This window comes from Streptomyces sp. NPDC107538, from assembly GCF_055657445.1.
This window is the reverse complement of record NZ_JBVKAY010000008.1, coordinates 414109-437585: the sequence shown is the minus strand read 5'-3', so window position 1 is coordinate 437585 and position 23477 is coordinate 414109. Positions and strand designations below refer to the sequence as shown.

19 protein-coding genes are annotated in these 23477 nt (G+C 73.1%); 7 read left to right on the top strand and 12 right to left on the bottom strand.

What is annotated here, in order from left to right; all coding sequences use genetic code 11:
* The first annotated feature begins 73 nt into the window (after positions 1 to 73).
* A complete protein-coding gene (locus tag ACZ7MG_RS28870; protein WP_471384229.1) occupies positions 74 to 937 on the top strand; it encodes a phosphotransferase enzyme family protein in 864 nt (287 codons plus the stop codon).
* 27 nt (positions 938 to 964) lie between these two features.
* Here ACZ7MG_RS28870 and ACZ7MG_RS28865 read toward each other — a convergent pair whose 3' ends face one another.
* From ACZ7MG_RS28865 to ACZ7MG_RS28855, 3 genes are all read right to left on the bottom strand, one after another.
* Positions 965 to 1450, bottom strand: coding sequence for a GNAT family N-acetyltransferase (locus ACZ7MG_RS28865; protein ID WP_471384230.1), 486 nt, complete (start codon positions 1448 to 1450; stop codon positions 965 to 967).
* Entirely contained in the window at positions 1447 to 2169 is a 723-nt protein-coding gene (locus ACZ7MG_RS28860) for an exonuclease domain-containing protein (RefSeq protein ID WP_471384232.1), read from the bottom strand. The genes ACZ7MG_RS28865 and ACZ7MG_RS28860 overlap by 4 nt, the downstream gene beginning before the upstream one ends.
* 103 nt (positions 2170 to 2272) lie before the next feature.
* Complete coding sequence (locus tag ACZ7MG_RS28855; RefSeq protein ID WP_471384235.1) at positions 2273 to 3520, bottom strand: SAV2148 family HEPN domain-containing protein; 1248 nt, start codon at positions 3518 to 3520, stop codon at positions 2273 to 2275.
* A gap of 339 nt (positions 3521 to 3859) precedes the next feature.
* On the opposite strand from ACZ7MG_RS28855, the gene glgX reads away from it, so the two are divergent.
* The 3 genes from glgX (at position 3860) to ACZ7MG_RS28840 (ending at position 9904) form a co-directional block, all read left to right on the top strand.
* Positions 3860 to 5995: a glycogen debranching protein GlgX gene (glgX, locus tag ACZ7MG_RS28850; protein ID WP_471384237.1), complete on the top strand. Its 2136-nt coding sequence runs from the start codon at positions 3860 to 3862 to the stop codon at positions 5993 to 5995.
* A gap of 146 nt (positions 5996 to 6141) precedes the next feature.
* On the top strand, positions 6142 to 8469 hold the full coding sequence (gene treY, locus ACZ7MG_RS28845; protein ID WP_471384240.1) for a malto-oligosyltrehalose synthase: 2328 nt from the start codon (positions 6142 to 6144) through the stop codon (positions 8467 to 8469).
* Between the two features lie 184 nt (positions 8470 to 8653).
* Complete coding sequence (locus ACZ7MG_RS28840; RefSeq protein WP_471384242.1) at positions 8654 to 9904, top strand: M14 family zinc carboxypeptidase; 1251 nt, start codon at positions 8654 to 8656, stop codon at positions 9902 to 9904.
* Positions 9905 to 10192: 288 nt separating this feature from the next.
* On the opposite strand, the gene ACZ7MG_RS28835 is transcribed toward ACZ7MG_RS28840, so the two are convergent.
* The 3 genes from ACZ7MG_RS28835 to ACZ7MG_RS28825 form a co-directional block, all read right to left on the bottom strand.
* Complete coding sequence (locus ACZ7MG_RS28835; protein ID WP_471384244.1) at positions 10193 to 10627, bottom strand: SSI family serine proteinase inhibitor; 435 nt, start codon at positions 10625 to 10627, stop codon at positions 10193 to 10195.
* Complete coding sequence (locus tag ACZ7MG_RS28830; protein WP_471384246.1) at positions 10624 to 11982, bottom strand: M14 family zinc carboxypeptidase; 1359 nt, start codon at positions 11980 to 11982, stop codon at positions 10624 to 10626. The genes ACZ7MG_RS28835 and ACZ7MG_RS28830 overlap by 4 nt, the downstream gene beginning before the upstream one ends.
* A gap of 195 nt (positions 11983 to 12177) precedes the next feature.
* The gene (locus ACZ7MG_RS28825) at positions 12178 to 12729 is read right to left on the bottom strand and encodes a DUF1707 and FHA domain-containing protein (protein WP_336538260.1); all 552 of its coding nucleotides are present in this window, start codon (positions 12727 to 12729) and stop codon (positions 12178 to 12180) included.
* 247 nt (positions 12730 to 12976) lie between these two features.
* Between ACZ7MG_RS28825 and treZ the strand changes: the two genes are divergently transcribed.
* A complete protein-coding gene (gene treZ / locus ACZ7MG_RS28820) occupies positions 12977 to 14722 on the top strand; it encodes a malto-oligosyltrehalose trehalohydrolase (RefSeq protein WP_471384249.1) in 1746 nt (581 codons plus the stop codon).
* A gap of 119 nt (positions 14723 to 14841) precedes the next feature.
* Here the strand turns inward: treZ and ACZ7MG_RS28815 are convergent, their stop codons facing one another.
* The 3 genes from ACZ7MG_RS28815 to ACZ7MG_RS28805 all read right to left on the bottom strand — a co-directional run bounded on the left by ACZ7MG_RS28815 (position 14842) and on the right by ACZ7MG_RS28805 (position 17733).
* Positions 14842 to 15780, bottom strand: a complete 939-nt coding sequence (locus ACZ7MG_RS28815) for an aminoglycoside phosphotransferase family protein (RefSeq protein ID WP_471384252.1) — start codon at positions 15778 to 15780, stop codon at positions 14842 to 14844.
* Positions 15781 to 15837: 57 nt separating this feature from the next.
* A complete protein-coding gene (locus ACZ7MG_RS28810) occupies positions 15838 to 16998 on the bottom strand; it encodes a M24 family metallopeptidase (protein ID WP_471384255.1) in 1161 nt (386 codons plus the stop codon).
* 114 nt (positions 16999 to 17112) lie between these two features.
* Entirely contained in the window at positions 17113 to 17733 is a 621-nt protein-coding gene (locus tag ACZ7MG_RS28805; protein ID WP_471384257.1) for a LysE family translocator, read from the bottom strand.
* Positions 17734 to 17897: 164 nt separating this feature from the next.
* On the opposite strand from ACZ7MG_RS28805, the gene ACZ7MG_RS28800 reads away from it, so the two are divergent.
* Positions 17898 to 18653 carry a phosphodiesterase gene (locus ACZ7MG_RS28800; protein WP_471384260.1) on the top strand — a complete coding sequence of 252 codons (756 nt, stop codon included), beginning with the start codon at positions 17898 to 17900 and terminating at the stop codon, positions 18651 to 18653.
* A gap of 31 nt (positions 18654 to 18684) precedes the next feature.
* Here ACZ7MG_RS28800 and ACZ7MG_RS28795 read toward each other — a convergent pair whose 3' ends face one another.
* The gene (locus ACZ7MG_RS28795) at positions 18685 to 19314 is read right to left on the bottom strand and encodes a PDZ domain-containing protein (RefSeq protein WP_471384262.1); all 630 of its coding nucleotides are present in this window, start codon (positions 19312 to 19314) and stop codon (positions 18685 to 18687) included.
* Positions 19315 to 19393: 79 nt separating this feature from the next.
* Positions 19394 to 20278: a LysR family transcriptional regulator gene (locus ACZ7MG_RS28790; RefSeq protein WP_471384265.1), complete on the bottom strand. Its 885-nt coding sequence runs from the start codon at positions 20276 to 20278 to the stop codon at positions 19394 to 19396.
* 132 nt (positions 20279 to 20410) lie between these two features.
* On the opposite strand from ACZ7MG_RS28790, the gene ACZ7MG_RS28785 reads away from it, so the two are divergent.
* A complete protein-coding gene (locus ACZ7MG_RS28785) occupies positions 20411 to 21175 on the top strand; it encodes a CTP synthase C-terminal region-related (seleno)protein (RefSeq protein ID WP_471384268.1) in 765 nt (254 codons plus the stop codon).
* A 16-nt stretch (positions 21176 to 21191) separates the two neighbouring features.
* Here ACZ7MG_RS28785 and cyc2 read toward each other — a convergent pair whose 3' ends face one another.
* On the bottom strand, positions 21192 to 23399 hold the full coding sequence (gene cyc2 / locus ACZ7MG_RS28780; protein ID WP_471384271.1) for a germacradienol/geosmin synthase Cyc2: 2208 nt from the start codon (positions 23397 to 23399) through the stop codon (positions 21192 to 21194).
* Positions 23400 to 23477: the final 78 nt, after the last annotated feature.

The following is a 23477-nucleotide window of genomic DNA, read 5'->3' as shown; positions in this document are numbered from 1 at the left end:
AGACTGTGCGGCGGATGGCGTGAACTGGATGCCCCGGGCAGGGGCATCGGCGGTACGGACACGGAGGCGAAGGATGGACGAGGCAGGGGCCCGGGAGGTACTGGTCGCGGCCGGTGTGCTGCCCGCCGGGGCCGGGGAGGCGCGGCTGCTCGCGCTGGGCGAGAACGCGGTGTTCGCCGCCGGTGACCTGGTGGTCAAGGTGGGCCGCGACGCCGAACTCCTGGACCGGGCCCGCCGCGAACTGACCATCGCGGGCTGGCTCGCCGGGGCGGGCGTCCCGGCGGTGCGCGCCGCCGAGCCGGAGGCACTGCTCGTCGAGGGGCACCCGGTGACGGTGTGGCACCGCCTGCCCGACGCCGTACGCCCCGCCGGCGCCCGTGATTTGGCCGAACTCCTACGGCTGGTCCACGCCCTGCCTACCCCTCCCTTCGCGCTGCCCCGCCGTGAACTCCTGGGCGGGGTGGAGCGCTGGCTGCGGCTCGCCGGGGACGCGATCGACCCGGCGGACGCGGACTGTCTCCGGGCACGCCGCGACGGCTTCGCGGCAGCCGCGGCGGCGCTCGTCCCGCAGCTGCCGCCGGGTGCCGTGCACGGCGACGCACTCCCCCGCAACGTCCACATCGGTCCCGACGGGCCGGTCCTCGTCGACCTGGAGACCTTCTCCGGCGACCTCCGCGAACACGACCTCGTCGTCATGGCCCTCTCCCACGACCGGTACGGGCTGCCGGCCGAGGAGTACGACACCTTCACGGCCGCCTACGGCTGGGACGTACGGGAGTGGGACGGCTGTTCCGTGCTGCGGGGTGCCCGGGAGACGGCCAGCTGTGCCTGGGTCGCCCAGCACGCGCCGAGCAACCCCAAGGCACTGGCCGAGTTCGAACGCCGGGTCGCCTCGCTGCGCGACGGGGACGAGACGGTCCGCTGGTATCCGTTCTGAGCGGCGCCCGGCCGTGCGGCTCCCGGCTCAGCCGGCCCGGAGTATGAGCACCACTACGTCGATCTCGGCGTCACGGGCCAGGGCGAAGCCGCGCTTGTGGCCGGTGACGACGAAGCCGCACTTCTCGAGGACACGGACCGAGCCCGTGTTGTCGGCGCCGGCGTGGGCGTGCAGCGGCCGGGTGGGGTCCAGGTCGAGCAGGGCGGTGAGGGCGGCGGTGGCGATGCCCCGGCCCCAGTGGGCGCGGTCGATCCAGTAGGTGACCTCGCGTTCGTCCGGCGGGCCGTAGACCGCCGCGTTGCCGACGACCTCGCCGTCGGCGACCACCGTGCGGGTCAGGATGTCGGGGTTGGCGCGGATCTTCGCCCAGTGACTGTCGAAGAGGCCCCGGTCGGAGTGGTACTCCCCGGTGAAGGCGGCGATCCGCTGTGCCTCGGGGTCGGACGCGTGCTCCCAGAAGAACGGCAGGTCGCCGTCCCGTACTTCGCGCAGGGAGATCTCGTTGGCGCTCATACCGTTTCGTCCTCCAGTTCGCGTAGCGGCCAGGTCGCGTCCACAACCGCTTCGGGGTCGCCCTTGCGGCGGAGGAAGGCCTGGAAGTCGGCGGCCCACTCCGCGTACCACTCGATCTGACGGAGGTGCAGCGCGGCCGGGCCGAGGCCCGCGACCTTCGGATGGCGCTCGGCTATCGCGCGGGCGAGCCGGGCGGCGGCCAGGGCGTCGGCGGACGCGTCGTGCGCGGCGTCCAGCGGCACTCCGTACTCCCCGCAGACCGCTTCGAGGTTGCGCTTGCCCCGGCGGTAGCGGTCCACGGAGCGGTCGATCGTGTACGGGTCGATCACCGGTGCCGGGTCGAGGCCGCCGAGGCGGTCGCGCAGGGACGGCAGGGCGTACCGGCGCAGCTCGGCGGAGAGCAGGGTCAGATCGAAGGCCGCGTTGTACGCCACGACCGGGACGCCCGTCTTCCAGTAGGAGACGAGGACGTCGGCGATGGCGTCGGCGACCTGGTCGGCCGGTCTGCCCTCGGCCGTCGCGCGGGCGTTGGTGATGCCGTGCACCGCCACCGCCTCCTCCGGGATCTCCATGCCCGGATCGGCGAGCCATTCCCGGTGTCCGACCGGCTCCCCGTCCCTGACCTCGATCACCGCGCCCGTGACGATCCGCGCCTCGCGCGGGTCCGTCCCGGTGGTCTCCAGGTCGAAGCCGATCAGCAGCTGCCGGTGCCAACCCATGCTGGCCCCCCTTCTTGGTGGTGCTTTCCCCCAGTGACCACCACCATCGCATGGGCCACTGACAATCCGAGGACCGCATTCCGCTTGGCCCCTCGACAGGCGTTCACGACACCGGCCGGGAGTCCGCCCACGCCACTTCGAACTCCTCGCGGTATGTATCGAAAAGCCCGACTTCGCCATGGTCGTCCGCCTTGAGGACCCGGTTGCCGCCGCGCAGGACGAGGACCGGCGCCTCCATGCCCCGGGTGCGCCGCAGATAGGTCTGGACGACCGCGACCCCGTCCGTGCCGTCGCCGTCGACGAGGTAGGCGGTGAAGCGCGGGGTCTCGTCGAAGACCTGGATCTCGAAGGCGCCGGGGTCGCGGAGCCGGGAGCGGACCCGGCGCATATGGAGGATGTTCATCTCCACGGCGCGACTCAACTCGCCGCGCTTTATGCCGAGTTCGCGCTCGCGTCGCTTGACCGCGCTGGACGCGGGGTTGAGGAACAGCAGCCGTACCCGGCAGCCCCCGTCGGCCAGCCGGACCAGCCGCCGGCCGGAGAAGTTCTGCACGAGGAGGTTCAGGCCTATGCCGATGGCGTCGAGGCGGCGGGCGCCGCCGAAGAGGTCCTCGGCGGGGAACTGCCGCAGCAGCCGCACCCGGTCGGGGTGGACGCCGACGACGTCCGCGTACCGGTCGCCGACCAGGTCCTCGACCGCGTCGACGGGCAGCCGGCGCGCGGAGGGCACGTCGCTGCCCGCGCCCAGGATCTCCAGCAGCTTCGCCGAGGCGCGCTCCGCCTGGGCGAGGACGGTCCCGGACAGGGCCCGGTTGCGGGAGACGACGTTGCGGGTGACCTCCAGCTCGTCGAGCGCCAGTTCCACGTCGCGCCGCTCGTCGACGTACGGCTCGAAGCAGGGCCAGTGCTGCACCATCAGCTCGCGCAGCTGCGGCAGGGTGAGGAAGCTGAGCACGTTGTCGTCGGCGGGGTCGAGCAGATAGCCCTTGCGGCGACTGACCTCACGGACCGCGACGGCCCGCTGCACCCACTCCTGTCCGGCGGGCCCGGCGGCGGCCACCACCCAGTCGTCGCCGTGGACGGGCTCGTAGATGGGCCGCAGCACGGCGGCCACCACGGCGCGCAGCCGCTGTTCGACGAGGTTCAGCCAGATGTAGGCGCGGCCGGCTCGCTGGGCGCGCGTACGCACTTCGAGCCAGGCGTCGGCGTTCCAGTCCAGTTCCGGGCCGATGGACCCCATCTCCATCGGCCGCGCCAGGGACACCGCGCCGGGTGGGACATCTGTGGAGTTCCCCTCGTGACCCGTGTCGCCCGCGTCACCAGGAGGCAGCTCCAGCCCTCCCGAGCCCACCCACGCACCGCCTTCCGCTCCCCCGAGCTCACCCCTACTCAACGATCAAGGAAGGGTACTCCGGTAGCGGGTGACGATACAGCCGGATGGACAGGTCGTTTCCCAACTACCGCCCGTGACTTGGCCGTTCCGGCGCGCGACCGCCCGGGGAGTGAGCTGTTTCATAGCGGCCGGCCGGGGGACCGGGGGCCGGGGGCCGATACCGGCCGCCCGCGGAGCGTCACGATCCGTCCACCACTGGGCAGGAGAGACGTATGTCCTAGGAGGTTCCATCACTTTGGGGGAGACTCCCCCCGGAGTGGCCCCCGGCGGCGCGCGACAACTGGAAGAGTCGTATCCATGCAGGTCTGGCCTGGACAGGCGTATCCGCTCGGCGCCACGTACGACGGCGCCGGTACCAACTTCGCGGTCTTCTCGGAGGCCGCGCACCGAGTCGAGCTGTGTCTGCTGGACGACGACGGCTCCGAGACGGCGGTCGAACTGCGCGAGACGGACGCGTTCGTGCGGCACGCGTACCTGCCCGGCGTGATGCCCGGGCAACGGTACGGCTTCCGTGTGCACGGCCCGTACGCGCCGGAGCGCGGGCTGCGCTGCAACTCCGCGAAGCTGCTCCTCGACCCGTACGCGCGTGCCATCAGCGGCTCGGTCAAGTGGGGGGAGGAGGTGTACGGCTACCACTTCGGGGCGCCGGAGGAGCGCAACGACCTCGACTCGGCCCCGCACATGATGACCTCGGTCGTGGTCAACCCCTACTTCGACTGGGGCGACGACCGGCGGCCCCGCACCGAGTACCACCACACGGTGATCTACGAGGCCCATGTCAAGGGCCTCACCATGCGGCACCCGGGGCTGCCGGAGGAGCTGCGCGGTACGTACGCGGCGCTCGCGCATCCCGCGATCATCGAGCACCTCACCGGGCTGGGTGTCACGGCGCTGGAGCTGATGCCCGTACACCAGTTCGTGAACGACCATCGGCTGGCCGACATGGGGCTCGGCAACTACTGGGGCTACAACACGATCGGCTTCTTCGCCCCGCACAACGCGTACGCCTCCTGGGGCGACCGGGGGCAGCAGGTGCTGGAGTTCAAGTCGGCGGTCCGGGCGCTGCACGAGGCGGGGATCGAGGTGATCCTCGACGTGGTCTACAACCACACCGCCGAGGGCAACCACCTGGGCCCGACCCTCTCCTTCAAGGGCCTCGACAATTCCTCGTACTACCGGCTCACGGACGATCCGCGCTACTACATGGACACCACGGGCACGGGGAACTCCCTGCTCATGCGGTCGCCGCACGTACTCCAGCTGATCATGGACTCGTTGCGGTACTGGGTCACCGAGATGCATGTCGACGGGTTCCGCTTCGACCTCGCGGCCACGCTGGCCCGGCAGTTCCACGAGGTGGACCGGCTGTCGTCGTTCTTCGACCTCGTCCAGCAGGACCCCGTGGTCTCCCAGGTGAAGCTGATCGCCGAGCCCTGGGACGTCGGGGAGGGCGGCTACCAGGTGGGGAACTTCCCGCCGCTGTGGACCGAGTGGAACGGCAAGTACCGGGACACCGTCCGGGACCTTTGGCGGGGCGAGCCGCGGACGCTCGCGGAGTTCGCGTCCCGGCTGACCGGCTCGTCCGACCTGTACCAGGACGACGGGCGGCGCCCGCTGGCCTCCATCAACTTCGTCACCTGCCACGACGGCTTCACGATGCGGGACCTGGTCTCCTACAACGAGAAGCACAACGCGGCGAACGGCGAGGACAACCGGGACGGGGAGAGCCACAACCGGTCCTGGAACTGCGGGGCCGAGGGCGAGACCGACGACCCCGGGGTGACGGCGCTGCGGGTACGGCAGATGCGGAACTTCATCGCGACGCTGATGCTGTCGCAGGGCGTGCCGATGCTCAGCCACGGGGACGAGTTCGCGCGGTCCCAGGGCGGCAACAACAACGCGTACTGCCAGGACAACGAGGTGTCCTGGGTGCCGTGGCCCTCCGGGGAGGACGGCGACGAGGGTGACGGTGGGGTCTTCGGGGATCTGCTGGAGTTCACGCGGGCGATGGTGTGGCTGCGGAGGGACCATCCGGTCTTCCGGCGGCGGCGGTTCTTCCACGGGCGGCCGGTGGAGGGGACGCACGACGAGCTGTCGGACATCGCCTGGTTCACGCCCGAGGGGCCGGAGATGACGCAGCGGGACTGGGACGCGGAGCGGGCGGGGGCGGTGACCGTGTTCCTGAACGGGAACGCGATCTCCGAGCCGGGGGCTCGGGGGGAGCGGATCAGTGACGACTCGTTCCTGTTGATGGTCAACGCGTCGGCGCTGCCGCTTGAGTTCGTGGTGCCGGTGAACCATGGGCCCGAGTGGCGGATGGTGGTGGATACCGGGCGGGAGGACGCGGTGCCGGTGGACGAGGTGAAGGTGGCGGCCGGGGAGCGGGTGCGGTTGGTGGACCGGAGTCTGGTGGTGTTCCGGAGGCCGACCTAGGGTGCGGGGTTCGCCGTAGGGGGTGCGGTTCGTCGCGGAGTGCTGGTCGTTCGTGGCTGGTCGCGCAGTTCCCCGCGCCCCTAAAAACTCCGCGTCCTCGCGTGTCCAAGTGCTCCAAGTCCGGTGTGGCGGGTACGTAGGAACCCATGACCTCTGTCGTGCCTGCCTCCACCTACCGGCTTCAGCTTCAGCCCGGGTTTCCCTTCGCCGCCGCCGCGGACGCCGTGCCGTACATCGCCTCGCTCGGTGTGTCCCATCTGCATCTCTCCCCCGTGCTGGAGGCCGTGCCCGGGTCGTCGCACGGGTACGACGTGGTCGATCACGGGCGGGTGCGGGGGGAACTCGGGGGCGAGGAAGGGCTGCGGGAGCTGGCCCGGACCGCGCGCGACCACGGCCTCGGGCTGGTGCTGGACATCGTGCCCAACCACATGGCCATGGCGCCCCGGTACAACCGGGCGCTGTGGGAGGTGTTGCGGGAGGGGCCGGGGTCGGCGTACGCGCGGTGGTTCGACGTGGACTGGGAGGTGCAGGGCGGGCGGATGCTGCTGCCGGTGCTCGGGGGGCCGCTGGGTGCGGAGATCGAGCAGTTCGTGGTGGACGGGCGGGAGCTGCGGTACTACGACCATGTGTTCCCGCTGCGGGAGGGCACCGAGAAGCTGCCGTTGGCGCAGCTGCTGGACGCGCAGTGGTACCGGCCGGTGTGGTGGCGGCTGGCCCGTACGGAGCTGAACTACCGGCGGTTCTTCAGTATTTCGGAGCTGATCGGGGTGCGGGTCGAGGAGCCGGAGGTCTTCGACGCGACGCACGGGAAGATCCTTCAGCTGCTGGCGGAGGGGGTCGTCGACGGGCTGCGGGTCGACCATCCCGACGGGCTCGCCGATCCCGACGCCTATCTGCGGCGGCTGCACGAGGCCACCGGAGGGCGGTGGACCGTCGTCGAGAAGATCCTCGCCGACGGGGAGGCGCTGCCCGCGGCCTGGCCGGTCGCCGGGACCACCGGCTACGACGCGCTGCGGCACATCGACGGGCTGTTCACCGATCCGGCGGGAGTGGGTGAGCTGCTGGGGCAGTACCGGAGGTTCACGGCCGCGCAGGCCGACCGGGGCGGCGAGTGGGAGTCGACGGTACGGCGGGCCGCGTACCGGGTGCTCACGCACGAGCTGGTCGCGGAGGTGGAACGGCTCACTCGGGCGGCGCACCGGTTGTGCGAGCGCTCCCCCGATCTCTCCCTGCGCGACCAGGCGCCGTGGGCGCTGCGCACCGCGCTGTGCGAGCTGCTCGCACGGATGGAGGTGTACCGGCCGTACACCTCCCAGGACGCCTCCCTCGTCGTCACCGAGGAGGCCGCGGCCGAGGCGCGCGCGGTGTTCGTGGTGCCGGAGGAGGCCCGGTCGGTGGACGCCGTACGGGATCTGGTGCTGGGGCGCGTGGACGGCGGGCCGGAGTACGCCGAGTTCCGGGCCCGGTTCGCGCAGACCTCGTCGGCGCTGCGGGCCAAGTCGGTGGAGGACACGGCGTTCTACCGCTATGTGCCGTTGGTGTCGGCGAACGAGGTGGGCGGCGATCCGGGCCGCCCGGCGGTGTCGGCGGAGGACTTCCACGCCTACTGCGCCCGGGTGCAGCGCGACTGGCCGGCCACCGGAACCGTGCTGTCGACGCACGACACCAAGCGCAGCGCGGATGTCCGGGCGGCGGTCGCGGTGCTCGCGGAGTGCCCGGGGCGCTGGGCCGACCTGCTGGCGGAGGTGACACGGGACGGTGCGGGGGTGCCGGATCCGCAGCTGGCGTGGGCGGCCTGGCAGACGGCGTTCGGGCTCGGCCCGGCGGATGAGGAACGGCTTCAGGGGGCCCTGCTGAAGCATGTGCGGGAGGCCGGGCTGCACACCTCCTGGACCGAGCAGAACCCGGCGTACGAGCAGGAGGTGGCGGAGTTCGTCGCGCGTGGCCCGGCGCTGGACGCCCGGGTCGCCGCGCTGCGCGAGGAGTTGGCGCCCCATGTGCGGGCGAACGTCCTCGGCGCGGCCCTGGTGCAGCTGACGATGCCGGGGGTGCCGGACGTGTACCAGGGGACGGAGGCCGAGTACCGGGCCCTGGTGGACCCGGACAACCGGCGGGCCTTCGCCGCGCACGAGGAGGGGGCGGAGAAGTTCCGGCTGACCGGGGCGGCGCTGCGGCTGCGCTGGCGGCGGCCGGAGGTCTTCGGGGACGCGGCGACGTACGCGCCGCTGGCCGCGGAGGGGGTGGGTGCCGGGCACTGTGTGGCCTTCACCCGGTCCGGCGAGGTGGTCACGGCGGTGACCCGGTTGTCGCTGCGGCTGGAGGAGGCCGGGGGCTGGGGGGACACCCGGCTGACGCTGCCGAAGGGCCGGTGGGTCGAAGTGGTCGGCGGAGAACGGGAGTTCACGGGTGAGGTGCGGGTGGCGGAGCTGTTCGCGGCCCTGCCGGTCGCGCTGCTGGAGCGGGTGGGCGCGTGAGACGTGCCTCCCGCACCGGGTGACGGTGACGTGACCGCCGGGTAGCGGCGCTCCCCGTACCGGGTGACGGTGAATGCGACCGGGCGCCCCTGAGAGCCGCCCCTTCCACGGACGGACACTGGGTACGTCCTCCGCTCGGCCAGGCCGGGCGCGCGGACTCCGGTGCCAGGCGGACGGGACGGGGGTGGGTCTGCTGTCGGAGCTCGGTTATCCCACGGTGGCTGAACTGGAGTCGGCCGCGAGAACCCTGACGGTCCGTCGGCCGGGCCTGTGCGCTCTGCGGAGCATCGGCCTCTCGCGTGCCGGCCGGCCGCTGCGGCTGCTGTCCGTGGGCCATGCGAGACGCGCCGTGCTGGTCGTCGCGGGCGCGCACGCCAACGAGCCGACCGGCGGCTCCACGGTGCTCGCCCTGGCCGAACGGGTTCTGCGGCAACGGGAGTTGCGGTCCGGTGTCTCCTGGCACTTCGTGCTCTGCGCGGACCCGGACGGTGCGAGCCTGCACACGGCTCCCGCGCCGCGCACGCTCCTCGACTACCACCTGGGGTTCTTCCGGCCGGCCGGTCCCGAGCAGCCGGAGTGGTCGCCGTCGGTGCTGCCGCCCGACCGGCTGCCGCCCGAGACGCACGCCCTGATCGGGGTGCTGGACGAGCTGCGGCCCTACCTCCAGGTGACGCTGCACGGCACGGATCTCGGCGGCAGCTGGGTGCAGTTGACCAGGGACGTGCCGGGGCTCGCCGAGCCGTTCGCCAAGTCCGCGGCGGAGCTGGGCATCCCGGTGGAGCGGGGCGCGTCCGACGCCGCGGGCTGGCCGGTGTCGGGGCCCGGGGTGTTCGTGATGCCCCGGCCGGGCGCCCAGGTGGCGTACCCGAGCATGCCGGACGACGCGCGGCACAGCACCTGGTACCACGCCCACCGGTACGGCGGTCTGACGGCGGTCGTCGAGGTGCCGATGTGGGCGAGCGACCTGGTGGACGACACGGCCCCGCACCCGGCGCCCGCGGCGGCCCTGCGGTATCTGGCACGGCGGCTCGTCACGGACGCGGGCCGGGTGGAGCAGGTGCTCGCCGAGGCGCTGCCCCGGCTGCCGGGGCCCGACGGGCCGTTGCTGCGGGCGGCCCGGTGGGCGCTGACGCTGGTGCCGGGGCTGGCGCGGGACTGGACGGACGGGCCGCCGCCGGATCTGTCGGCGGCGTATGTGGGGAGTGTGGACGCGTTCGGGCGGCGGCTGCCGTTGCGGGCCGCCGCGATGTTGCGGCGGGCCCTGGTGGATGCGGATGTGCCGGGGGCGGGCCTGTTGGAAGAGCTGGTCGCCGAGTGGTGTGAGTCTTTCGGTGAGCGGTTTCGGGCTCGGTGGGTGCCGGTGGGGGATCAGGTCGAGCATCAGGTGCGGACGGTGGTGGCGGCGGCGGATTGTGCGCTGGGGGTTGTCGGCTGAGTGCGCCTACTGGGGTGCCTCGTTGTGTGGTTGGGCGACCGCTGCGCCGTCGTGGCTGGTCGCGCAGTTCCCCGCGCCCCTTTGGGGCACGCTGTCGGCCCCTAGGGCCTGTCGTTTGGATCACGCCGGCTTCGGGCGGCGGCGCCTGATGGCTGCCGGTGAGCGGGGCGTGGTGCGTGCAGCTGCAAGGCGGAGGAGGGCGTCAACGCGGAGCGTTGGCAACCGACGACAACGCCGCAGATGTGCGTGCCACGCCCCGCGCCCCAGGCGTGATCCAAACGACAGGCCCTAACTCGACAGGGCGAACACCGCTCCTGTTCTGGCCGACATCACGCACGCGTTCGCGAACGTCTGCTCGTAGGCGACCTGGCGGCCGTTCCACTGGCCTTCGGCGGTGGCTCGGACCGGGGCGTAGATCTCGGTGCAGATGGCGTCGCGGTGGGGGATGCGGGTGATGTCGCCTTCGGTGCGGCGGAGTTCGGCGCAGGCCTCGGTGGCGCGGCCGTGGCCCTGGGGTGGGTCGCAGAGGAGGAGGGTGCCCCGGGTGTCGGAGGTGCGGGGGTCGGCGGCGGCGCCGGGGGCCTGGGCGTCGACTCGGGTGAGGGAGACGTAGAGCCAGTCGCCCTGGACGGCGGTCGTACGGTCGGGGGCCGAGGCGCCGACGGTGAGGAGGGCGAGGGCGGCGAGGAGGGCGGCGCGGGCCGCGCGGGTGGGGTCGGTCATTCCCGGTGCATCGGCACGGCGGGCTCGGAACTCCATCCCGGCTCACCCGAACGGGAGTCGGCGCGGCCGTCCGGGCAGGGTTCCCGCGGCGAGGTGTGCGGGCGCCCGGCCGTCAGTGCGAAGGCGGCGAGGACCACCCGGGTCTGGTACTCGGCCTGGCGGGCGACGGGGATCCACCGCGCCCCGTAGCCGTCGCGGTACTCGGCGCACCACTCGTCGATGAGCCGGTCCAGCTCGGGCAGCGCGCCGGCCGGGTCGTGTCCGGACCGGATGACCAGCTGGTGCAGCAGTCCGGCGGTGCGCAGGGCGACGCGGCGGCCGGAGAGGGCGAGGCTGGTGAGCCGGGCGGTGTCGAGCGGGGGCAGCGGCCGGGCGGCGCGGTCGTGGACGTCGGGGTCCCAGGAGTCGGCGAGGCCCGGCCCGACCAGTGCGTAGTCGTCGACCGGGGCGAGGAGCCGGGCGGCGTCCGGGCCGCCGCTCACCGAGGGCCGGACCCGGGCGAGGAGGTCCGCCAGGAGCCGGGTGTCGCGGCGCAGGGTGTGGCTGACGCGGCGCAGTACGGCGTCGGCGTCGGGCGACGGGGAGGCGTCCTCGACGGCGGTCACGCCCCACATGGGTGCCTCGACGACGGCGGTGAGCGTGCCGTGGCGGTGCGGGTGGTACCAGGTGGACTCGACGGCGGCCTCGGTCATGGCGGCGGCCAGGTCGCCCCGGCGCGGCGGCGGGATGCGGTAGACGGCGGGGCCGAGGCGGGGCCAGTACAGGGTGTCGTACGGGCTCAGTTCACGCGGGATGCCGAGGCGGGCGGCGGTGTGGGCGACGCGTTCGGCGAGGCCTGGCAGTTCACGGGTCAGCTCGACGAAGCCGCCGCCGACGTCGACGCCGTGCAGCGAGCACTGGAACAGGGGCCGCAGTTCGTCCTGGAGGTCGAGCAGGGCGCGGGTCTCCGGCAGGGCGGCCCCGGCGGCGCCGTCGGGCAGCCACTCGGGCTGCTCCAGGAAGCCGGGGCGGAAGAAGTGCCGGAAGTGGTGGCCGAGGGTGTACGGGCCGGACAGCCAGCCCTCGTTGCGGCGGGAGCCGTCGGGGTCGAGGCTCAGCAGCAGGTTCCAGGTGACGTCGGCGGCGTCGCTCAACCGGGGGTCGGCCAGGGCCCGTTCGGCGAGCCGGAGGACGGTAGCGCCGCCCACGGGTTCGTTGGCGTGCGGGCCGGCGACGATCAGGGTGTGACGGGAGCCGTGCCCGACGGAGAGCAGCCACATCGGGGTGCCCGCCCGTGAGGTGCCCACGCGGCGCAGTCGGGAGCGGTGCGGATGCCGGGCGACCAGGGCCGCGGCGCGGGCGGACAACTCGTCCACGGTGGGATAGCGGAGGAGTGGCGGCAGGGCACACACCTCCACGAATGTGGCGCCGTCGACTCACCTGGTGTGCATGGTGTACACACAGTCAGTCATGGCCGAGAACACACGTCAACACCCTGGAACGGAAGGGAAGTTGACGAACTCGCTGCGTAAATCCCAGGCCAGAGCTTTGCCGTGGGATCGGTCGGAAGGTCATTCCGAGGAGAGCCGGAAGTTCATCCGGCCGAAACTCACCTGATCGCCGTCGCGGACGACGGCCGCGCCGATCACCCGACGGCCGTTGACGGTGGTGCCGTTGGTGGAGCCGAGGTCGCGCAGGATCCACAGGCCGCCCTGCCGGCTCAGCTCTGCGTGCACCCGGGAGACCGTCTCGTGGCTGAGCCGCAGTCCGCTGCCGGGGTCCCGGCCGATGCGCAGGGCGTGGCCGCTCGCCGGGTGCGGCAGCTGCAGCTTGGGGAGCCGCTCGGCCTGCCAGGCCCGGCGGAGCTTCACACCGAAGCCGGAGACCGCGCCGACGGTGCCGAGCACCAGCCGGGACCAGCGCTTCTCGGCGGGCAGGTCGGCGGTGAGCGCGGCGAGTTCGTCGGAGCGGCGGGCGGTGAGGGCCAGCTCCATCCGTCGGATGAACGTGTCGTGCGACAGGCGGCCCAGCGCGACGCCGTCACGGAGCACCCTCAGCGCGCGGTCGCGCTCGGCGTCCGACAGCCGCGCGGGGTATGTGTGGAACTCGAAGGACGACGTCACGCGTGTGATTGTCGGTCAGCAGGACATGAGGTGTCCAGACAGGCCGTGAACGGTGACCATCCCCGGACATGCCGGAACATGCCCGAACACGGCCGCCGGGCGATGCGACGCGTGCGGGCAAAAGCGGCGATCCGAGCACGCGGCGATCTCGTTTGCCGCACGATGGACACGAGCGGCCGGGTGGCACGAGGTCGCTCGACCCCTGACTACCCAGGACCACCACCGGCAGCCGAGGGAGAAGCGTTCCGTGCAGTTCGAGGTGTGGGCACCGCAGGCCGACCGTTTGGCTCTCCATCGCGAGGGCGCCGTGCACGCCATGGAGCGCGATCCGGAGCGGCCGGGGTGGTGGACCGTGGAGGCGGAGGCGTCGGACGGCACGCGCTACGGCTTCGCCGTCGACGACGGCCCGGTTCGGCCCGATCCGCGCTCGCGCCGCCAGCCGGACGGCCCCGACGGGCCGAGCGCGGTCGTCGACCACGGGCGGTACCCGTGGCGGGCCGAGTGGCCGGGGCGCGGGCTGCCGGGCGCGGTGCTGTACGAGCTGCACGTGGGCACGTACACCCCCGAGGGCACCCTGGACGCGGCGGCCGAACGCCTCGGCCATCTCGTCGAACTGGGCATCACCCACGTGGAGTTGATGCCGCTGTGCCCGTTCCCGGGGACGCACGGCTGGGGCTACGAAGGGGTCTCCCTCTGGGCCGTGCACGAGCCGTACGGCGGTCCCGAGGCGCTGAAGCGGTTCGTGGACGCGGCGCACGGGCTGGGCCTCGGGGTCGTGCTCGACGTCGTGCACAACCATCTGGGTCCGTCCGGCAACTACCTGCCCGTGTTCGGCCCGTACTTCACCGAGCGGCACCACACGCCGTGGGGCGCGGCGGTCAATCTGGACGCGCCCGGCTCGGACGGGGTGCGGGCGTACTTCCTCGGCAGCGCGCTCGCCTGGCTGCGGGACTACCGCCTCGACGGGCTGCGGCTGGACGCGGTGCACGCGCTCAAGGACACCCGCGCGCTGCACTTCCTGGAGGAGCTGTCGACGGCGGTCGACTCGCTCGCCGAGGAGGTGGACCGGCCGCTGTTCCTGATCGCCGAGTCGGACCTCAACGACCCGCGCCTGGTCACCCCGCGCGCCCAGGGCGGTCTGGGCCTGCACGCCCAGTGGAACGACGACTTCCACCACACCCTGCACACCACGCTGACCGGCGAGTCCCACGGCTACTACGAGGACTTCGCGCGGGCCGGGCTGGCGGGTCTGGCGAAGACCCTGACCGGCGGCTACTTCCACGACGGCACGTACTCGTCCTTCCGGGAGCGCCGCCACGGGCGCCCCCTGGACCGTACGAGCGTCTCCGCGCACCGGCTGGTGGGCTACACCCAGACCCACGACCAGATCGGCAACCGCGCCCAGGGCGACCGGCTCGCCGCGACCCTCTCCCCCGGGCTGCTGGCCTGCGCGGCCACACTGATGCTCGCCGGGCCCTTCACCCCGATGCTCTTCATGGGCGAGGAGTGGGCGGCGTCCACGCCCTGGCAGTTCTTCACCGACCACACCGATCCGGAGCTGGCGGAGGCCGTACGGCGGGGGCGGCGGCGGGAGTTCGCGTCGCACGGGTGGGCCGAGGAGGACGTCCCCGACCCGCAGGACCCCGCGACCCGGGACCGCTCCTGCCTCGACTGGTCCGAGCCGGCGCGGGAGCCGCACGCCCGGATGCTGGCCTGGTACCGCACCCTCATCGCCCTCCGCCGCACCTTCCCCGACCTCTCCGACCCCGACCTCTCCGACGTCAAGGTCGCCTACGACGAGGACACCCGCTGGTTCGGCTTCCGCCGAGGCGACGTCCGCGTCGCGGTGAACCTGTCCAAGGAGACAGCCACGATCCCGGTCGGAGTACCGCACGCGAGGATCCTGGCCGCCTGGGACCCGGTGGAGGCCCCAGGGGCGGACGGGGTACTGACGCTGGGCGGGGAGTCGTGTGTGGTACTGACGGTGGCGTGAGACGCCCGCGAGATGACGGGGCCGCAGGCCCGTCAGGGGCGCGGGGAACTGCGCGACCAGCCACACACGGCCCGCAGTCGCCCTACTACGCGCACCCCCGAGCCATGAGGCGCCCCTCCTCAGTCCTCACCCCGCAGATCCGTCACCCTCTCCAGCAGGATCGGCTCCCACGTGCGGCGCACCCGGTGGCGGAGGACGGGGAGCGGGGCACCGGCCCGCCCCCGCACCCCCTCCGCGAGAGCGATCACCGTGTCGCAGCGGGCCAGCCACAGCCCGCGCAGACAGGGCCGGGCCCCGTACCCCGCGAGGGTCGCCGCGCGGACGGCGGCCGGGGAACCCACGGCCGTGGCGAGGCCCGCGATGTCCTCGGCGGGATCACCGATCGCCGCGTCGCCCCAGTCGAGCACCCCCCGCACCCGGCCGTCCGCGCTCAGCACGAGGCGGTCCCCGGTCAGCCCGTGGTGCACCAGCACCGCCCCCGGCGCCATCAGCTGCGCCGCGTTCGCGGAGGTCAGCTGCCCGAGCCGTCCCGCGTCGAACTCGTCGGCCTCGGCGAGCAGCCGCGCCGCCCGCCCCGCCGCCGCCCGCAGCGCCTCCAGCGAGCGCGGGGCGAGCCGCGGCACCCCGAGCGTCTCGGCCTGCCGGGGCGGCACCTCGCGCAGCCCCGTGAGCAGCGCCGCGAGATCGGCCTCGCCCACCGCGGACACGTCGTGGTCCTCCGCCGTCCCGCCCGGCAGCCGCGTGTCGAGCGTGTAGGTGAGGCCCCCGGACCACTCGCCGTGCGCGACGCTCACCGGAACCGCGACACCGACGTGCGGACGGACCAGGTCCCGCAGCCGCAGCTCGCGCCGCTGCCGCCCGACGGCGTGCCGGTCGGTCGCCAGACGCAGCACATGGCGGGTGCCGACCCACCAGGAGCCGTGCGTGGCGTCCCCGGCGACGGGCCGTACGTCGGGGCCGCCGCCGCCCTTGCCGCCGGGCCGGGCCTCCCCGTTCTTCAGCAGGGTACGGACCAGCCGGCGGACGCTGTCCGCGGTGGGTGTCGGTGCCTGGGTCATGGTCGCGCCGTCGTCCGGGGGGTCAGGGGAGCGGAAGGAGCGGGGGTACGGGAACGGTCACTCGACCACCGCCAGCTCACGCGGTGTGTTGTTGAGGCGCCGGCCGCCGTCCTCGGTCACCGTCACGATGTCCTCGATGCGTACGCCGAACCGGCCCGGCAGATAGACGCCGGGTTCGACCGAGAAGCACATCCCGGGCACGAGGGGCCGCTCCTCCCCCTCGATCATGTACGGCGGTTCATGGGTGGTGACACCGATGCCGTGCCCGGTGCGATGGATGAACCGGTCGCCGTACCCGGCCTCGGTGATCACCGCGCGGGCGGCCCGGTCGATGTCCTGGCAGGCCGCGCCCGGCCGTACCGCGCGGAACCCGGCCTCCTGGGCGGCCCGTACGAGGTCGTGCACCGCGCGTTCCTCGGCGGCCGGTTCGCCGACGTGGACCGTGCGGGAGGTGTCGGAGCCGTAGCCGTCCTTGAGTCCGCCGAAGTCGAGGACGACCATGTCGCCGTGGCCGATGACCCGGTCGCCGGCCTCGTGGTGCGGATTGGCGCCGTTCGGGCCCGACGCGACGATCGTGAAGTCCACCTGGGAGTGCCCGAACCGGCGCAGCAGCGCGGCGAGATCGGCGGCGACGTCGGTCTCCCGGCGCCCCGCGAACGGCACCCGCCGGATCTCCTCGTACGCCCGGTCGGCCGCCGCGCCCGCCGCCGCCATCCGTTCCAGCTCGGCGGCGTCCTTCACCGCCCGGAGCATGGGCAGCGTCTCGGTGAGCGCGACGTACGCCGTGTCCGGCAGCCGTCGTTGCAGGCCGAGCAGGTGCAGGGCCCAGGTGTTGTCGCTGACGCCGAAGCGGCCGCGCGGGCCGAGGACGGAGACGGCCGCCTCGTACGGGTCCTTGCCGTCGGTCCAGTCGCGGAGGGTGAGCGCGGGGCCGCCGGGTGCCCCGGCGGCGTCCGGGGCCTCCAGGGTGGGGACCACCAGCACCGGGTCCTCGCCGTCGCGCAGCACCAGCATCGTCAGCCGCTCGGTCTCCGGCGGGCGGTGGCCCGTCAGCCACACCAGGTCGGGGCCGGGCGCCACCAGCAGCCCGTCGAGCCCGGCCTCCGCGGCGGCGCGGGCCACGCGCCGCATCCGGGCCCGGTAGTCGTCGGCGGTGAAGGGCGCGGGCGGGACCTCGGTCGGGGCGGGCGCGGGCCCGTCGCTGGGCGTGCCGGTCATCCATGCCTCCGTCTGCTCGGAGTCCCCTGCCACCACAGGGCCACGGGCAGCATCCTGCCCCTCCGCAGCGGCCCACGCGAGCCGATTGACACGACCACGGCGTCGCAACACCCCCTAGCTCTCCAGTGCGAGCCGAGCGCCGAGGAGCAGGAGTACACCGCCGGAGACCTGCTCCAGGCGCCGGCGCACGCCCGCGCGGGACAGTACGTGCTTCATCCGGCCGACGAACCAGACGTAGAGGCCGTAGTAGCCGATCTCGAAGACCGCCCAGAGCGCGGCGAGGCCGACCATGGTGGGCAGATGGGGCGCACCTTGAGGAACGAACTGGGGCAGGAAGGACATCGCGAAGATCGCGGCCTTGGGGTTGGCGAGGTTGAGCAGCAGCCCGCCCCGGTAGGACGCCCAGCCGCTCTTCGCGGCCGCCTCCCCCACGCTCTCCGGCTCCCCCTTGCCGCGCCGCGCCTGCCACAGGGTCTGGACGCCGAAGACGACGAGGACGATCGCACCGACGATGCGCATGACGTCGTACGCCAGCTCGGACGCGGCCAGCAGCGCGGTCAGGCCGCACGCGGCGACGAGGCCCCAGATGAAAACACCGGTCTCGTTGCCGAGCACGGTCAGGAAGCCGGAACGCCTGCTGCGCAGGGACTCCTTGATGATCAGGACCGTGCTGGGGCCGGGTGCGGCGGCGATCAGGGTGCAGGCGCCGAGGAAGGCGAGAAGGGTGCTCAGCATGCCGCCATCGTGCCCGCCGGGCGCCGGGTACGGCCAATGCGTTTCGCCGCGCCCCCGTGCCCCCCGCGCGGGCTGCGCCTAACGCTTGGGAGTTGCCCAGCCATTAGAACTAATGCTTGTATTCGAGTGTTCCATTAGGCGAGGCCCCGAGGAGGCGTACGACGATGCTCGTACTCGCGCACATCAGTGATCTGCATCTGGACGGGAGCGACCGGGCGACCCGCCGGGCGGAGCGGGTGCGGGATCTGCTGTGGGGGCTGCCGGGGCGGGTGGACGCGCTGCTGGTGACCGGGGACATCGCGGACCACGGCACGGAGGCCGAGTACGAGGAGGCGGCGCGGCTGCTGGGGCTGCGGGAGGGCGGGGCCCCCTTCCCGGTGCTCACCTGCCCGGGCAACCACGACAGCCGGGCGCCCTACCGCAAGGCGCTGCTCGGGGAACCGCCCGCCGACGGGCCGGTGAACGCCGTCCATGTCTTCGCGGACGCGGCCGTGCTGATGTGCGACTCCAGCGTGCCGGGCCGGGACGAGGGCGAGTTGGACGCGCAGACGTACGCCTGGATCGAGGAGACCCTCGACGGTCTCGACGGGGACCGGCAGGTCCTGCTCGCCTTCCACCACCCGCCGGTGGCCCTCCACCACCCCCTGCCGGACGCCTACCGGTTGGGCCAGCCGTCGAAGCTCGCCCGGCTGCTGGAGCGCCGGCCGGAGATCGCGGGGATCATCACCGGGCACGCCCACACGCCCGCCGCGACGACGTTCGCCGGGCGCCCGCTGGTCGTCGGCCCCGGGGTCACCTGGACGCTGCGGCTGCCCTGGGAGGGCGACGCGGTCGCGGACCGGGAGGCGCCGCCCGGACTGGCGTTCCATGTGCTGGACGACGAGGGGCGGCTGACCAGCCATTTCCGGGTGGCCGTGTAGGGGGTTCGGGCCCGACGGCTCAGGTGACGGCTCAGGTGACGACTCCGGGTACGGCGACCAGGTGCCGGCGGGTGCCGGTCGCGTGCCGCACCAGGAGGCGCACCGCCACGCCGGGCCGGGCGGCGGCGACGGCCCGCGCCAGGTCGGCCGCCGATCCGGTCCGGGTGCCGCCCAGGGCGAGGACGGTGTCACCCCGGACCAGGCCCGCGCTGTAGCCGGGGCCGGGGACGTGGACACCTACGACGCGGGCGCCTCCGCCTCCGGTGTCAGTACCGCCCGCGCGGTCTCCGGGGGCGTCGACGACTTCGACGCCGAGGGTGAGGCGGGTGAGCGCGCCGGTGGGTGTCGGGACCGAACTCCCCGCCCCCGGTGCCGACTTGGGCAGCCCGCCCGGCCGGGCGGACACCCCCGGCGCCGCATCCGGCGCGCTCCCCCGCAGCTCCGCGAGCCGGCTCATGCCGATCACCGTGGCGCCCATCGTGCCGAGGCCGACGCCCGACAGGACGAGGAGGGCGCAGACGACCAGGGCGAACAGCAGGGTGATCAGCCGCTGCCGGGCACGGCGGGGCGCGGCGTGCGGGCGCCGGGCGGTGCCGGACGGGCGGCCGTCACCGGACTCCCGGCCCGGCATGGGCTTGGGCCTCAACACGGTCTGTTCCATGGTCTCGCCACCTCCGGCCGGGGACCTACCCGGGGCGGCACGGCACGACGAGCCACGAAAGAGTGAGACTGACACCCCGTCACATCGGGTTCGGGACCGGCCGCGGCTCGGTCAGCTCCCGCACCAGGGCCGCCGCCGCTCCCCGGGGCGTTCCGCCGTACACCAGCTCCGTACGGTGCACCAGGCGTGGTGCGACGAGGGGGACGGCGACCGCGCCGGGGACGTCGGCGGCGAAGCCGTGGGGCAGGACGGTCAGGCCGTGTCCGGCGGCGGCGAGGGTGGTGAGCGTGCGCAGGTCGGTGCCCTCGTAGCGGAGGGCGGTGCGGACGCCGCCGGTGCCGCTCGTGGTGCGGAGCCGGTCCAGGGGGAGGCCCACGCCGGGGGCGTCGAGCCAGCGGGCGTCGGCGAGGTCGGCGAGGCGGAGCCCGGGGCGGCGGGCGAGGGGGTGACCGGCGGGCAGGAGTACGCAGACGGGTTCCTCGCCGACGCCCCGGGTGGTCAGGGGTGCCACGTCGGGGAGCCGGAGGGGGTCGCTGGGGGCGGCGAGTCCGTCGACCAGGCCGAGATCCGCGCCGCCCGTGGCGACGGCCGCCGGGATCTCGTCGCGGGCGAGGGTCCGCAGCGTGACCCCGGCGGCGGGCAGCGCGGCGAGCGTACGGGGGCCGAGTGCCGTCGGGGTCGCCGCGAGCGTCAGTCCGTGCTCGGGCGCGGCGGCCATCCGTACGACGTCGGCGCGGGCCGCGTCGAGCCGCAGCAGCAGGGGTCCGGCATGTTCGAGGAGCCGCTCGCCCGCGGCCGTGGGGACGACGGGGCGCCGGGTCAGCAGCGGTGCGCCCAGGTCCTGTTCCAGCGCGGCGATGTGCTGGGACACCGCGGACTGGGTGTAGCCCAGCACCCGCGCGGCCTCGGAGAAGGAGGCGAGGCGGGCCACGGTGACGTACGTACGCAGGAGATGCGGATCCATGGCGGACAGGATCGCGCACTGGGGCGGGCGCGGTTCGGCCGGTGATCGTCCGGCGGTGCATCAGTGATGCTTATCGGGGGTGCAGAAATCATCGTTGGACGTGAAGTCGGGGCGCCGCCCAGGATGACGGTCATGACCCACCACGCGGCTCAGCCCGCCTCCTCCCGTACGGCCCCGGCCGCCCGGCTCGCGCTCGTCGGCGACCGCTCGCCCGATGTCGTCTCGCACAGCCGGATCCCGCTCCTCCTCGACGCCCTCGCCGGGCGGGACCGGCTGGTCCTCGACGCGTACTGGGTCCCCTCCGAGGACGCCGCCGCCGACCCGGCAGCCGTACGGGGCTTCGACGCGGTGTGGGTAGTGCCGGGCTGCCCGTACCGCAGCGAGGCGGGGGTGCTCTCCGCGATCCGGACCGCGCGCGAGGAGGGCATCCCGTACCTGGGCACCTGCGGCGGCTTCCAGCACGCGCTGCTGGAGTTCGCCCGGAACGTGTGCGGGCTCACCCGGGTCGCACACGCCGAGAACGACCCCGGCGCCGAGGACTTCCTCATCGAACCGCTCGCCTGTTCCCTGGTCGGGCACGAGGCGGCGGTCGTCGTCGAGCCCGGGTCGCTCGCGCAGTCCGTGATGAACACCGAGCGGTCGGTCGAGCGGTACTTCTGCGCGTACGGCGCGACCCGGCACCTCGACACCCTGGGCGCGCACGGGCTGCGGTTCTCCGGGCACGACGAGGACGGCCAGGTGCGGATCGCCGAACTGCCCGGCCATCCCTTCTTCCTGGCGACGCTCTTCCAGCCGGAGCTGGCCGGCGACGGCAGCCGTCCGCACCCGGTCGTACGGGCCTTCGCCCGGGCCGCGGTCGAGCACGCGACCCGGGCGGCGGCACCTCAGCCGGTGTGAGCCGGCCGCCCATGACTCAGCCGGTGCGAGCCGGGGCGAACGGCCGTACCGGCGGGCGGTCCGGGACGAAGCCGTGGGCCCGGCGGGCCAGGAACTCGGGCTTGTAACGGTCCACTTGCCGGTGCCAGTTGAGGATGCCGGCCAGCCAGTTCCGCAGATCGTCCACATAACCGTCCATGATGGCGCGCGCCTCCTTCGACAGCCCGAAGTCGTCGTAGACGACGGGGAGTTCATGGGCGACGACATGCTCGAACTGCCGCATCCGCTGGGTCATCAGATCGTGGACGACGCCGAGCGCCTTCGGGTAGTCGCAGCCGAAGAAGTTCTGCACGACGAGGATCGCGTTGTGCACCTCGCCCTCGTACTCGATCTCCTTCTGGTACGAGAAGACGTCGTTGATGAGCCACCCGTAGTCGATCGCCGCGTTCTCCAGGGAGCGGACGGGGCCGCTGCGGTAGACCTCCGGCGGGATCTGCGGGCCGTGGCCCATGCGGCACAGGCTGAGGGTCATGTCGGAGCCGAAGGTGGCGCGCCGCATCTCCAGATAGTCGACCGGGTCGGGGACGCGGTTCTGGATCTGGTTGAACACCTCCCACACCCAGCTCTCCGTCATCTTGTCGACGGACGCCTTCAGCCCGCGCCGCTCGTCGGGGGTCATCGCCAACGTCGTCCGGGACCAGAGGTCGATGAGGCCCCGTTCCATGCCGTTGACCGGGACGGGGGCCGGCTCTCCGTCGACGGGCATGCAGTCGGAGAGCCGGGCCGTGGTCAGGCGGGCGGCGGCGAGGTCGCGGCGATGGCCGAAGACGAGGGGGTAGTAGTCGTCGCCGTAGGTGCCCCAGGCCAGCCAGCCGGAGCTGAGGTCGAGTTCCTCGGCCGTGGCGTCCGGGTCGAGGCCGGCGGCGCAGAGCGGGAGGTCGGCGGCGGCGAGCCGCTCCTCGTCCCAGACGCCCTCGCTCAGCATGCCCATCTCGTGCATCCAGGCGGTGAGGCGGGGGCGGGCGCCGTCCAGGTGCGGGCACAGCTCCACCTCGAACGGCAGGTAGAAATCAGGTAGTCGGGACGGTCCGACCTTCTGGTACGGCACATGGGTGTGGGCGCGGAGCCGCTCCGCCGCGGCTGTCGCGAGCAGCGCCCCGACGTCGGTGGCGGACGTCCCGAAACCGGCCTGGGCGAGAAACGCGGGACCGGAGAGGACCGCGCCGCCGAGGTCGAGCGGGCCGCGCGTGGCGGTGGCCCCCTCGTTCATGTAGCGGCTGGACCGCATGTGCCATTCGTGGCCGCCGGACTGCCAGTCCTGGAGACCCTTGGTGTACGCCGCGACGGCGGCGATCTCGCCGGGGGTGAGGCCCTTCTCCAGGGCGAGGCCGGGAACTTCGGTGAGGGCGGTGTTCTCGAACTGGTGCAGCCGGGAGGTGAGGATGTCGTTGACGGTCTCGGCGGCCTGCTGGGTGCCGCAGCCGAAGAAGTGCTCCAGCACGAGCACGCCGTTGCTGTTCTCGCCCTCCTCCTCGACCTCCCGCTGGTAGGAGAACAGGTCGTTACGCAGATGCACGGCGTCGGAGAACGTCTCCATCAGCACGCGCAGCGGCCTCGACTCCGCGACGGACTCCGGGACTTCGGCGGTCGCGTACTCGACGAGACCGGCCGACCAGGGCGCGCCGCCGACCTTGCGGCGCATCTCGATGTACTCGACCGGGTTGGCGATCCGGCCCTCGTTGATGTTGGACAGCTCCCACATCGACTCGTTGAGCAGATGCTCGGTGGCCACGGCGAAACGGCGGCGCCAGTCCATCGACATCGCCGGGACCGTCCGCGCCCAGAGGTCGGCGAGGCCCGCCTCCACCGGGTTCCGCGGCTCCGGTACGGGGGTGGCGAGGTCCAGGGGCATGAAGAGGGGGAGCCGGTCGAGGTGAGCCTTGCCGCCGGGGCGGTCCTGGGTCCGTTTGAACAGCTCCAGGAAGTGGTCGTCGAAGAAGAACACCCACACGTACCAGTCGGTGATGAGCGAGAGTGCCGGGCCGTCGCAGTCGGGGTGGGTGTACGCACACAGCAGGCCGTAGTCGTGCGCGTCCAGGTCGGCCCGGTCCCAGACGCCGGACCCCTCCAGCATGCCCATCTCCCGGGCCCACTCGGCGGAGTGGGCCCGCGCCTCTTCGAGGTGGGGGTTCAGCCGTGCGGGATACGGCAGATAGAAGTGCGGGAGTGCGAACGGCTGCGTCATGGCCGGGCCCTACCCGCGGCCCTCGGCGAACATCCGGACGGGGGCACATGATCACACCATCGCGTGAATCCGAGGAGT